Here is a 13,354-nt window from a genome sequence, read left to right on the forward strand (position 1 = left end):
CATAATTAATAGATTTCAGCCAATTTTTCTCCAAAAGCTTTAGGAGGGCCTGATGGTTACAACGACAGAACCGAAACAGCAGGTCAAAATCGGCCCAACCAAACTACTGATTAATAATGAGTGGGTAGATAGTGTCAGTGGTCGCCGATTTGCCACAATCAATCCAACTACAGGCGATGTGATCTGCGAAGTCGCAGAAGCAGATGCAGCCGATGTCGATAAAGCCGTGCAAGCAGCACGTCACGCCTTTAAAGGTGGGGAATGGCGCAATATGTCTGCAACCCGTCGGGGTGAGTTGCTTTATCGGTTAGCTGATTTAATTGAACAGAATATTGACGAGTTAGCGCGACTAGAAACCCTAGATAACGGCAAACCACTACAAGATTCTTTAGGAGACTTGGGTTTAGTTATTGCCTGTTATCGCTATTACGCAGGTTGGGCTGATAAAGTCCAAGGTAAAACTATCCCGATTAACGGCCCTTACTTTTGCTACACCCGTCATGAGCCTGTGGGGGTAGTTGGGCAAATTATCCCGTGGAATTTCCCCTTGTTAATGCAGGCGTGGAAATTAGCCCCAGCTTTGGCAACAGGTAATACTGTGGTGATGAAAACGGCGGAACAAACACCGTTATCAGCATTACGGGTGGGAGAATTAATTATTGAGGCTGGTTTTCCCCCTGGGGTAGTGAATCTGTTATCAGGATACGGCCCAACGGCTGGGGCAGCGATCGCATATCATCGAGACATCGACAAAGTTGCTTTCACAGGTTCCACAGAAGTGGGACACCTGATTATGGAAGCGGCGGCGAAAAGTAACTTAAAGCGTGTCACTTTAGAACTCGGTGGAAAAAGCCCAAATATTGTGTTTGCGGATGCAGACATGGATGCCGCGATCGCAGGTTCCCACGAAGCTTTATTCTTTAACCAAGGTCAATGCTGTTGTGCTGGTTCGCGGCTATTTGTCGAAGAAAAATGCTATGACGAATTTGTGGCGAGAACTGTGGAAAAAGCTAGACAGCGAATTGTCGGCGATCCCTTTGATGCTGCTACAGAACAAGGGCCGCAGGTAGACCAAGAGCAATTTAACAAAGTCATGAGTTACATCGAATCTGGGATGCGAGAAGGCGCTCAGATGCTTTGTGGTGGACAACAAGTTGGTGACAAAGGTTACTTTATCGCCCCTACAGTTTTTGCTGATGTGCGTGATGACATGAAAATTGCCCAAGAAGAAATCTTTGGCCCTGTACTGAGCATTATTAAATTCAAAGATATTCACGAAGTCATTGAACGGGCAAATAACACCATGTACGGACTCGCCGCCGCCGTCTGGACACAGGATGTTACCAAAGTTCATGCGATCGCCAACAATCTCCGTGCAGGTACAGTCTGGGTCAATTGCTACGACGTATTTGATGCTGCTGCACCCTTTGGTGGTTTCAAGCAATCTGGTATTGGTCGGGAACTAGGTGAATATGGCTTACAGCAATACACCGAAGTTAAGACTGTTACCATCAAACTGTAAACTGGTATGTATCAAGGCTCTTTGGCAAGTTGGGCTTTTGCCTGTTGCCAGAGCGTTTCTAACTCATCCAAACTGTAATCAGAAAGGGGGCGGTCAACCACTGCCTCCATTTTTTGTAACCTCTGGACAAATCGCTGATTTGTTCCTTGCAAAGCGGCGCTAGGGTCAAGATTATACCAACGGGCAAGTTGCAGTACAGCAAATAATAAATCCCCTAATTCAGATTCTTGACGTTCTGGTGTTTCCTCCGCCACAGCTTGCTGAAACTCTGCCAATTCTTCGTGAAACTTTGCCCACACGCCATCAATGTTTTCCCATTCAAAGCCTACCGCCGCCGCTTTTTGGGAAATTTTCATTGCTGCCATCAACGGGGGAAGAGTGCGCCCATAACGGCTGAGTTTAGCACTGAGTTGGTGCTTTTCTGGGGTTGGTTCACCTTTTTCTGCCGCCTTGATTTGTTCCCAGTTTTGCCGCACTTCATCCACATTCTGCACCGACACATCACCAAAAACATGGGGATGGCGACGGATGAGTTTTTGGGAAATGCCTTGGGCGACTTCTTTGAGGGAAAATTGCTGATCTTCGCTGGCGATTTGGGCTTGTAAAACAACTTGTAAAAGTAAATCGCCTAATTCCTCAGTAATGGCAACTTGATCATTACTTTTAATTGCGTCCACCACTTCGTAAGCTTCTTCAATCACGTAGGGGATCAGAGTTTGTGGAGTTTGTGCCAAATCCCAAGGACAACCACCATCAGGCGATCGCAATTTTGCCACCACATCAATTAATTCTTGTAACGCCGCCAATGTTTCAGCCTGATTTTGATTTAATTCCATAACTAATCTGTCGCCTAGTTTAATACTTCTTTAAATCTCTAACATCAGGTGTAGATTTACTCCAATGAAGTGATTGTACAATTGTGTGAATTTGCCAATCTGGATTGGTTTCTGGGTAATCGATGCGATAGTGTCCGCCCCGGCTTTCTGTTCTGAAAGCAGCACTTCTGAGAGTTAAATTAGCTACATCCAGTAGATTGCGAGTTTCTGCCCAAAGTCTTAATTGGCGTTCTATACCCAGAGTTTGGAACTTCACAGTTTCGTTGGCACGCAAAGACAGCAAGAATTGACTCAAAGGTAAATTAACAAAATCTTGCTGCCAAGCTGCTATTGTTGCGATCGCCTCGTCTAATCTTGCTTTTTCTCGACAAATCCCCGCACTTTGCCAGACTAAACGGGGTAATTTCTCCCGTAATGCTGCTATTTGTGCTTGCTGGGCTTGCCAAGCATTTTCATCTAAATTAAATTCCCGCACAGATAAATCTGACAACTCTGGTTGTAGTTCCACATCTGTCAATTGAATATTTGCCATCTGTGCGCCAAACACAATACATTCTAGTAAGGAGTTACTCGCTAAACGATTGGCTCCATGTACTCCCGTACTCGCAGTTTCTCCGACCGCGTATAAACCCGGAATATTGGTGTGATTTTGTAAATCAGCGACAATTCCACCCATCCAGTAATGGGCCGCAGGCGCAACGGGAATTGGTTCATGAAATACATCAATTCCCCAACGCTGACAAACTTTGATGATGTTGGGAAAGCGATGTTGAATTTTATCAGGCGGGATGGGGCGCATATCTAACCAGACATGGGCGGTAGCTGGATCAACCGCCGTTTTTTGCAGATGGCTAAAAATCGCTCGACTCACCACATCTCTGGGCGCGAGTTCTCCGGCGGGGTGATAGTCAAAGGCAAAGCGTCGCCCGGTATCATCAACTAAATGTGCGCCTTCGCCTCTGACAGCCTCACTAATTAAAAAGCGATCTGCGCCTGGTTTTGTTAAAGCTGTGGGGTGAAACTGCACAAATTCCAAATCTCGCAGAACAGCCCCAGCCCGCCAAGCGATCGCCACCCCATCACCTGTACTGACGGCGGGGTTAGTTGTTTGGGCAAAAACTTGACCACCGCCACCAGTAGCGAGAACTACGGCTTTGGCTTTTACCCACGTAATTTCACCTTGATAAAACAAGCTAATTCCTTGACAGCGATTTGTTTCGGGTTCTAACCACAAACTCAAGGCTAAAGCTTGCTGAATAACTTGAATATTTTGGCGATGTAATACTTGCGCTGTTAAAGTAGTTGTGACTTCTCGACCAGTGGTATCAGCAGCATGAAGCACCCGGTTACGAGAATGGGCAGCTTCTAAAGTTAAAGCTAAGGCGTTACCATGACGGTCAAAAGCTACGCCCAAATTTACCAAAGATTGAATACAGTTAGGGGCTTCTTGGGCGAGAAATTCTACAGCTTGCCGATCGCACAAACCAGCACCAGCTTGAATTGTATCTTCAATGTGCAACTGTGGCGAATCTTCAGGAGCGATCGCCGCCGCAATTCCGCCTTGCGCCCAATCACTAGCAGACAAAGTAACAGTTTCTTTAGTAATTAAGCCGACTTGCAAAGATTCTGGCAAACACAACGCTGTGTATAGTCCAGCAGCGCCAGCGCCGACTACTATCACATCAAATTGGCGAGGAATTTCTATTTCAGGCAAAGTTCAGATAGGGGAAAATTTTTACGATCAGCACTTACACTTCGACTACGCTCAGTGTACAACACTCAGCACTCAGCACTCAACACTCAGCACTCTATAAGAGAACCACCCCCAAAAATTGGGAGTGGACTACTATATCTCTACATTAACGATAATTGAGCTTATCTGTAGATACCGTTGTTAAAGCGATCGTCTCCTTCGTTGAAGACTGATTCTTGTTCGGTAACGGTGAAGTTGTCGAAATTAGCTTGGAGGATTTGTTTTTGGCGATCGCTCAATCCTTCAATATTCAGCACATCTTCTACACTTTTGTAAGGTGCATTTTTGATGATTTTCTTAGCTAGGGTAGGATACAAACCGGGGTAATTTTGGAAAGCGCGGACATTGGTGTTGTTTAAATCAATTTTTTTACCAAATTCCGTTGCTAACTTTTGATCTGCCCGGTTACGTAACTCCACTGCTAAAACAGGCACTTGTGGTAAAGCCAAACTGTTGATCCCAGCAGCTTGGGCTACACCTGTTGTACCTAACCATCCCCAGCAACCCAGCAACAAACTAAATACTGTTAATAAACGCACCAATCTTTTCACGACTTTTTTACCTCTTTCCATCAAACTGAATAATGGCTTTAAGCTGACAGCTGTCAACAGTTTATAATCTTTGAGGCATAGTTATGACTCTTGATTTTTCAACGCCAGTTGCTACAACTCGGCACAGCCGATAACAGCAATAGCGACTCTTGACTAGGAACTGATCGCTCAATCAACACACAGCAGTCATCAGAAACTAATATACAGCGTATTAATATCCACAATATTTACTGTTACTGGGTTTGACACTATTTTTGGCAAAAATTATTTTACTTCTCTGACTTACTGACATCGCTACAGCTGTGCTGTGCTTCCTACAACGCTGGCTAGGATACTCTTGCTTGTTGGCTGATATTGCTTCCTGGCAGAATAACGCCAGAATTGCAGCCTGAATTTACTGTTTGATAACTTTGTAACTTTTTGTAAAGCTGCACCGGGAAATTTGAAGATGAAACATCAAGGATTTGCGGTGTAGGGAAGGAAAAAAGTTACACCTGTCAGCCCCTACACCACTACACTCACAAGAGTAGGTTTTTAACAGAGTGATAAGTAGCGACTCTAAAAATCACAATTTAATCAGAGTTCCATCCCCCTCACACCCTTACACCCCTACACCCTATGGGGCATAACGTAAAAAACCTACACTTGTCAGACACCCCTACACCCTTAAACCCTTACACCCAGTGCGGAGATTAACGTAATAAAGCGGCAAATGGACAACCACTAGCGTTTGAATTAGCCGATGCTGGTTTGGTTCTATTTGGTAAGAAGCGCCGGAAAAAACCCAAAAAAGTTGTTTTCCCAGAATTAGCTGATGGTGTTCCTGCTGGGGTTAGCTGCTGTTGAGTAGCATTGCCCATTTTGCCACCAGAAGTTAATTGATTGAGAAATTTTCCATTGTCGTAATAGTGTTCTAAAGACAGAATTTTGCAGTTTTCTGTTACTTGAACAATACTCATACCCACCACTTCAATCATCTGCCCAGTCGGAACATAATCTTTAAAATTACCGCGAAAATGTCCCCAATGCCTCCATTTAAAAGCAATGGTAGGAGGTGCAGAATAAACTTCTAATACTTCCCACAAAAAACCATCGGGAAATGCAGTGTGAAATAGCTGAGTAGAAGATTCAAAATCTTCTTGGGGAGCTTGATAGTGCTGGGTCTTGCCAATCAAAAGTTTGTAAGTACCTGCCTGAACTAAATCCTCTAATGTATAGCTAGTTCCGCCATTGGTACTCATCCGAAATTTATCTTGAACTACAGACAACCACTCTTGAGGATTTGTTTTGAAATTAGCTTCAATGTCGAAAGTTCTGACCAAATTCTGGACAAGTTTTTCCAGGGAATTTGCTGGATGATTACACAGACTTTCTTTAGCTAAATTTTCATTAGAGCGGGTGTAATCTGGTTGCTCACCATAACGCCATGTCGCCTGAGTATTGTATTTAAGTACGATGTCTCTTTCTTGTACCCAAAGTGGCAGATTTTCAATGTTAATTTCAGTCATAAATACCTCTGCTCAAAAATTACCAACAAGAACTTGTAAATCCTGATATTTAGCGAGTTGCAGAGATATCCCCGAAGTGCGATCGCCACAAGTTTACAGCTTTTTGAGCAGATTTTATGAATAATTAACTACTGATGTTGCAGTTAGTTGATAGTTGATCCAACCTTAGCCAACTCAGAAATTTTGTAAATTTAAGCGACTAAGGCAGCTAGTAGAAATAAACTGTCTACCAAAATAGTACTTAAAACTGCTCCCCCAAATGCAAACCAGTGTTTTTGCTGCTGACGTAAAGGCAAAGTTCCGGCTGTGAGTAATACTAATGCCAACGCTATTGCCCAAGTTTGACCCCAAGGTGTACGGACTTGAGTAACAGCAGCTTGTAAAATCGGCGACACACTATCCGGTTCGACTTGCATGATTTGTCGCCAATAGGGCATTAAATCAACTATATAGAAATATACATCGGTTAAAACTGTACCGAATAAAGAACCTAAATAAAACCAACTACCAACCTTGCACCAGTTTCTTGCTATACACCAACAAGCAAATGGTAAGCCGATAGACTCCACTGGTAAATGCCACAAAGGTTCCCAACGCAGCCAACCCCAATAAATTGCCCCTGCCAACCAACTCCAGCTAAACCCTAAAAGTAAATCCCCCCACAGGTATGTTGCAGGACGAGACATTAAGCGAAAACTCAACCATACCCAAAATCCAGTCATAGCTAAACTGAGGCCGGGTAGCGATCGCACCAATGGTGCTTCAATAAATACTGGCACTGATACTAAAAACACCGCCGCCGCCAACACTAACCAAGTTTGTCGGGACGATATTAACAATGGTAAAGATGGCGACGCAGAAAGTGTAGATTCTAATTCTTCTATACCCAGTGAAGCAGCGTTCTTTACAGATAATTTCTTATCAATAGTGGTGGTAGAGGCGTTGTAAGTAAACAATGTGTTATTAATCAAAGTTTTAATAATTGTAACTAATCTTTATCTTATTTAAGATAACATACCCATAAATCCCCCCCTGGGGCATTTTTATTGTACCGAGATTTTGCGTAATTGGGAATGTCTTTTTGGAGGGGTATGGGGAGATGAGGGGGACAAGGGGGACAAGGGAGATGAGGGAGAATATGGGCTGACAAACAGTTTGAACGGATAGACTTTTTGCCTGTAACCTGTAACCTATCCCCTGCTATAACCTGGATTTCTTACAAGAGAGAAATCCAGGGGTGTGGGAAGTTTGGGAGGTTTAGAAGGATAGTAAAGAAATCTTTCCCCCCTCACTCCCCACACTTCCCCCTCTCCCCACACTCCCCACCCATACGAGAGAAATTCGGGTATAAGTATCCTGTAGGCTTCTCAAAAAGATGTTTGTGTAATTGGTTGTAATCGCAGCGATCGCAGGTAGACTGATGGCTTTATCAAAACGTCAATGGTTCGTGTTTATGAGTGTCGCCTCAGCAATAATTTCAGTTGCGGCATTTCCACTCAAAGTCCTGAGTACTCCACCCACCCCAGAGGCTGGGGGAGTGCAGCAAATGAATATTTTGCAAGCAATTGTTTTAGGCTTTGTGCAGGGAATGACAGAATTCCTGCCGATTAGTAGTACCGCCCATTTAAAAGTTGTACCTGTAGTCCTTGGTTGGGGTGATCCGGGAGTGGCGTTTACGGCGGTAATTCAGTTGGGGAGTATTGCGGCGGTGCTGTGGTATTTCTGGGGAGATTTGACAAAAATTGCCACCGGGGCGTTTCGAGCGATCGCGCAAAAAGATTATGCTGATTATGATTTGCGTTTATCTATCGGCATTGCTTTAGGAACCTTGCCAATAGTCTTTTTTGGCTTATTAATTAAAAGATTTATCCCAGATTATGATAATTCACCAATTAGAAGTATCGGCGCGATCGCGATCGCCTCGATAGTCATGTCTATATTGTTGGGAATAGCAGAAAAACTCGGCAAGCGGGAACGGGACTTTGAACAATTAACCATGAATGATGGGCTATTGATGGGTTTAGCCCAATCTTTGGCGTTAATTCCTGGAGTTTCTCGTTCTGGTTCTACCTTAACCGCCGGCTTATTTATGACTTTACAACGGGAAACAGCCGCCCGATTTTCCTTTTTACTTGGCATTCCCGCCATTACCCTAGCTGGGTTAGTCGAGTTAAAAAGTGCTTTGGGTGAAGTTAGCAGTACAGGATTCTTACCCTTAATTGCTGGTGTGATTTCGGCGGCGATATTTTCTTATATATCCATCGCTGGCTTACTCCGCTTCCTCAAAACCAAAAGCACCTGGGTATTCATTTGGTATCGCCTCGCCTTTGGTATAGCTATTTTAGGTGCGATCAGTGCTGGAATTTTGAAAAATAGTTAATCCGTAAGGATGAAGGATAAATTATGAAGAGTGAAGATTGAAAAAATAATACTTCACACTTCATACTTCTCACTTCATACTTCCCATGACTAACCTTCATCCAGCCAAAATTACCAAGGTGCTACCCGACTCCATCGCCTCTGAGATTGGCTTTGAGGTGGGGGATGCGATCGTTGCTATTAATGGTACACGTCCCCGCGATTTAATTGATTATCAATTTCTCTGTGCAGATGAATTTTTAGAATTAGAAGTTTTAGATAGTACTGGCAAAACCCATCACGTTGAAATTGAAAAAGACTACGACGATGATTTAGGGTTGGAATTTGAAACCGCTTTATTTGATGCTTTAATTCAGTGTAATAATCGCTGTCCGTTTTGCTTTATTGATCAACAACCCCCAGGTAAACGCTCAAGCTTGTATTTAAAAGACGATGATTATCGTTTGAGCTTTTTGTATGGTTCTTACCTGACGTTAACCAATTTACCCGAACGGGAATGGCAGCGAATTGAACAAATGCGCTTGTCGCCGTTATTTGTGTCAGTTCACGCCACCGAACCAGATATTAGAATCCGGTTGCTGAAAAATCAGCGTGCGGGACAAATTATGGAACAATTGCGCTGGTTCCAAAAAAGACGCTTGCAAATTCATGCTCAAGTAGTGGTTTGCCCAGGAATTAATGATGGCGAACATCTGGAACAAACACTCACAGATTTAGCGTCATTTTATACTGGTGATGTACCTGCCGTGGCATCGGTGGCAGTCGTGCCGGTAGGTTTGACGCGGTTTCGTCCGTCAGAAGATGAACTGATACCTGTTACCAGAGAAAAAGCCCAAGAAGTTATTTTACAGGTGAGAGCGATCGCCAAACAATTTCGCCAAAAATGTGGCTCAAATGTTGTCTGGTTAGCCGATGAATGGTTTTTAATTGCCGGGGAAGAACTACCAACAGAAGCGGAATACGAAGACTATCCGCAAATTGATAACGGTGTCGGTTCAATTCAGTTATTTATCAAGCAATTTGCATCTGCCGCAACGCAATTACTCCCAAGCCAAATTTCTCCACCCAGAAAATTTACTTGGGTAGTAGGTAACGCCGTTGAAAAAGCATTTCAACCGATATTGCAACGCCTAAATTCTGTTGATGGTTTAGAAGTAAATATGATGGCTTTAGCCAGTGATTATTGGGGGCAAGCTATTAGTGTTACTGGCTTACTTACAGGGCATGATTTACTTTTAAATTTGCAAAATAAAGATTTATGTGATGGAATTTTGCTGCCAAATGTCATGCTTAAACATGGCGAATTAGTATTTTTAGATGATGTCAAAGTTGCAGACTTAGAGACAAAATTAAATACAAAAATATTCCCAGTCGCGGGAGTGGAAGAATTGATTAATACTTGTGTAGGATGATTGTTTGAGTAAAAGAGACAAGGGGGACAAGGGGGACAAGGTAGAGAGTTGTGGGTGATTCATTCATAGCAATCCTGAATCATGTGTAAAGCGTTTTTCATCCCAATGAGGCGCATTTATCTAGTCTCTAGTCTCTATATCCTATCCACTTGTAATACACTCAACAGAAAAACTCTGTAATTTTTTCTTCTCTCTCTTCTCTCTTCTTCTTTGTGTCCTTTGCGCCCTTTGCGGTTCGTTAAAACCTAAATTTTGAATCCTAACTTTTATTTGACAAATATAAAAACATCAGTTGTTTTTCGGAGGCATTTTATTGTTATGCTGAATGATAAATAATAAGTACTGTTAAATACTAAATTAAAGTGAGGATTAAAAGTGAAGAATCAGGAAACTGCAATCAAAGTCACCAAAAGAGCCAGATTCTTCATTTTTAGTTTTAACTTTTTAATGATTAATTGTTTAACTAGTTTTAATATTTTATCAGTCAGGGCGGCAGATGCAGAACCTGTATTCAGTGTAGTCCAGAGTGCAGAAAACCAACAGCAATGGACAGGAATTACTAAACGCTTACAAGCACTTGGGGTGAGGTATTGCGTAATTCCCTTAACACAAGTGAGAAGCGGTGCTGATTGGGGCGATCGCAGAGTATTATTTCTACCCAACGTCGAAACCTTAAACCCAGCCCAAGCGATCGCGTTAGAATCCTGGGTGAGTAAAGGCGGTAAAGTCATTGCCAGTGGCCCTGTCGGCAGTTTATCAGCACCGGGAGTCCGGCAGTTATTGCGATCGCTCTTGGGGAGTTATTGGGGGTTTGGTTTAGATGAAACACAACAAATCAAACCAGCCACCACTAAACCACAAAAATGGGCTAACCAAAAAGAACTATTTGGGCAAGTGCGTGGCGGTGTGATTATTCCTGAAGGTGGGGCTAGTCAAGCCACCGCCGTTTGGAATGCCCAAGATAATCCCGCCGCCGTTGTCAGTACAGAATGGTCTACCTTATTCGGCTGGCGTTGGGGAACAGATGCAGCTTCCAGTTTTGAATTAGATAATGCTTGGTTAAAAGCTGCCATTGATCATCATCTCACTGCCCCATCTTCAGGACAGCAAAAAATTCCTGGGGCTGACTCTCGCTGTGCAACCACCATCGAGACTGCTACCGCGAATATGACCCCTGTTACACCTGTAGTTCCCCAAGTACCACTTGTTCCCCGCGCCCCCCGCCCATCATCCCCAGCCGAAGCCATTGACCAACTAGAACAAACAGTACATTGGAATGTCGAACCAAATTCTAATGCACCCATTGATGAAAAAGAAGCGATCGCTCTCCAGCAAGAATTAGAAAATTTAATTAGTCGGGTAGAAAGCGCCCATTTAGCCGCCGCAGTTCACACAGCGAATCTGGATGAAACCATCACCAGCAACCCCCAATCCCTGAAAGAAGATGAAACCCGTGTCGCCTCCACCAGACCAGGGTTATCTAGCCAGAGTAAAGAACAAGCCATTGCCCAAGCGCGACTAGTCGCCAAAAACATTCCCCAACTCCTCGCCAATAAAAACTATGCCCTAGTCCGGCAACAATGGTTAGCCACCAGAACCAATTTGTGGAAACATTTTCCCCTGAACCGAAGATTAGCCCCCGCCGAAATCCGCGCCGTCTGGTTAGATAGGGGGACAATTGTCCGGGCTGGTGGTGAAAAAAAATTAGCCGAAATTTTTGACCGCTTGGCACAGTCAGGGATTAACACGGTTTTTTTTGAAACCCTCAACGCCAGTTATCCCATTTACCCCAGTAAAGTTGCACCCCAGCAAAACCCCCTGATTCGAGGCTGGAACCCCTTAGCCGTGGCGGTGAAATTAGCCCATGAACGTGATATGGAATTACACGCTTGGGTGTGGGCTTTTGCCGCCGGGAACCAACGCCACAACCAAGTAATTAATGTTCATCCCGATTATCCAGGGCCAGTCCTAGCCGCCCATCCCGATTGGGCAAACTACGACAACAAAGGTAACACCATTCCCCCTGGTCAAACCAAACCATTTTTTGATCCAGCTAACCCAGAATTGCGCCAATATCTTCTGAAGTTGTTTGAGGAAATTGTCAGCGAATATCAAGTAGATGGTTTGCAGCTAGATTACATTCGCTATCCCTTCCAAGATCCCTTGGCTGGCAGAATTTACGGCTATGGCAAAGCCGCCAGAGCGCAATTTCAACAGTTAACTGGTGTCGATCCCTTGACGATTTCCCCTAGCCAAACCGAGTTATGGCAAAAGTGGACAGAATTTCGCACCCAACAAATCGATAGCTTTGTGGCTGAAGTCTCAGCAATGGTGCGGCAAAAGCGGGAAGATTTAATTTTGTCGGTGGCGGTGTTTCCCTTACCAGAACGAGAACGGATTCAGAAACTCCAACAACATTGGGAAGTCTGGGCGAGGCGAGGCGATATAGATGTAATTGTCCCGATGACTTATGCTCAAGATACTGCCCGTTTCCAACGTCTTGCCCAACCTTGGATAGCTTCTAGTCAGTTGGGTTCTACTTTACTAGTTCCAGGAATTCGTTTACTATCGTTACCAAATTTAGCCGCCTTTGACCAATTACAACTGATTCGAGATTTACCTGCTAGTGGTTATGCCTTGTTTGCGGCTGAGAATTTTAATAATGATTTGCTGAAAATCTTTAATAGTACTCAAGGTAAACTGCCATCGGTGGCTGATGAACCAATTCCCCTACGCCAACCTTTTGAAACAGCCGTGGTGCGTTATGGATTGTTAAAACGTGAATGGCAGTTAGTCATCCAAAACGAGCAAATCCCCTTCCCAGCCATTAACATTGCTGATTTTAACAATCAAATCGAAGTAGTCGAAAAAGCGTTAACGCAATTGGCGGCTGCACCTTCTCCCGCTAAACTACTCACCGCCAAAGCTTCTTTAACTCGCTTCCAGACGCAATTTCGCATTTGGATGCGAGAAGCCGGGACTAATAACCCTTATCAAGTCAAAGTGTGGGAAAATCGCCTAGCCACGATTGAAAGATTGTTGCGTTATGGCGAGAGGCGATCGCAATTACGTTGAGTAAGGAGTTATGAGTTATGAGGAGTTATGAGGCTGTTAGTCAATTAACGATGGGTTAAACACATCACCTTTAAAACCTTGAGTTCACCAGTCTCATACTCCCCATTCCCCACTCCCCACTCCCCACTCCCCACTCCCCACCCCACTCCCTACTTCCCTCCCACACAAGTCAATTCGGAAACCAAATCGAATTGCTATATTAACCATTCTTAATATTTTGATTTCTTCATCCAAAATTTACATTATACTTACAGTATTTTTCATTAGGATAATATTATTAATTTACCTGCCCAATCCCAGAACATACGGGAATATATA

The 13,354-nt window shown here is 43.8% G+C and carries 9 protein-coding genes; 4 read left to right on the forward strand and 5 right to left on the reverse strand.

Annotated elements, in window-relative coordinates:
• Positions 1-52: 52 nt before the first annotated feature.
• A complete protein-coding gene (locus H6G79_RS12165; RefSeq protein ID WP_190590900.1) occupies positions 53-1,522 on the forward strand; it encodes an aldehyde dehydrogenase family protein in 1,470 nt (489 codons plus the stop codon).
• Between the two features lie 11 nt (positions 1,523-1,533).
• Here the strand turns inward: H6G79_RS12165 and mazG are convergent, their stop codons facing one another.
• From mazG to H6G79_RS12190, 5 genes are all read right to left on the reverse strand, one after another.
• On the reverse strand, positions 1,534-2,358 hold the full coding sequence (gene mazG / locus H6G79_RS12170) for a nucleoside triphosphate pyrophosphohydrolase (RefSeq protein ID WP_190590902.1): 825 nt from the start codon (positions 2,356-2,358) through the stop codon (positions 1,534-1,536).
• Positions 2,359-2,377: 19 nt separating this feature from the next.
• Positions 2,378-4,072 (reverse strand): L-aspartate oxidase, encoded by a 1,695-nt coding sequence (gene nadB, locus H6G79_RS12175; protein ID WP_190590904.1) that lies wholly within the window; start codon positions 4,070-4,072, stop codon positions 2,378-2,380.
• Positions 4,073-4,233: 161 nt separating this feature from the next.
• Positions 4,234-4,662, reverse strand: coding sequence for a photosystem II complex extrinsic protein PsbU (gene psbU, locus H6G79_RS12180; RefSeq protein WP_190591111.1), 429 nt, complete (start codon positions 4,660-4,662; stop codon positions 4,234-4,236).
• Positions 4,663-5,354: 692 nt separating this feature from the next.
• Positions 5,355-6,170 carry an ester cyclase gene (locus H6G79_RS12185; protein WP_190590906.1) on the reverse strand — a complete coding sequence of 272 codons (816 nt, stop codon included), beginning with the start codon at positions 6,168-6,170 and terminating at the stop codon, positions 5,355-5,357.
• Positions 6,171-6,361: 191 nt separating this feature from the next.
• On the reverse strand, positions 6,362-7,141 hold the full coding sequence (locus tag H6G79_RS12190; protein ID WP_190590909.1) for a DUF3120 domain-containing protein: 780 nt from the start codon (positions 7,139-7,141) through the stop codon (positions 6,362-6,364).
• A gap of 449 nt (positions 7,142-7,590) precedes the next feature.
• Here H6G79_RS12190 and H6G79_RS12195 point away from each other — a divergent pair, with 449 nt between their 5' ends.
• From H6G79_RS12195 to H6G79_RS12205, 3 genes are all read left to right on the forward strand, one after another.
• Positions 7,591-8,550, forward strand: a complete 960-nt coding sequence (locus H6G79_RS12195) for an undecaprenyl-diphosphate phosphatase (protein ID WP_190591112.1) — start codon at positions 7,591-7,593, stop codon at positions 8,548-8,550.
• A gap of 85 nt (positions 8,551-8,635) precedes the next feature.
• Positions 8,636-9,961, forward strand: coding sequence for a TIGR03279 family radical SAM protein (locus tag H6G79_RS12200; RefSeq protein WP_190590910.1), 1,326 nt, complete (start codon positions 8,636-8,638; stop codon positions 9,959-9,961).
• Positions 9,962-10,336: 375 nt separating this feature from the next.
• Positions 10,337-13,036 (forward strand): family 10 glycosylhydrolase, encoded by a 2,700-nt coding sequence (locus tag H6G79_RS12205; RefSeq protein ID WP_190590912.1) that lies wholly within the window; start codon positions 10,337-10,339, stop codon positions 13,034-13,036.
• Positions 13,037-13,354 lie beyond the last annotated feature (318 nt).

The sequence above is a fragment of the Anabaena sp. FACHB-83 genome, assembly GCF_014697485.1.
Classification (GTDB): domain Bacteria; phylum Cyanobacteriota; class Cyanobacteriia; order Cyanobacteriales; family Nostocaceae; genus Nostoc_B.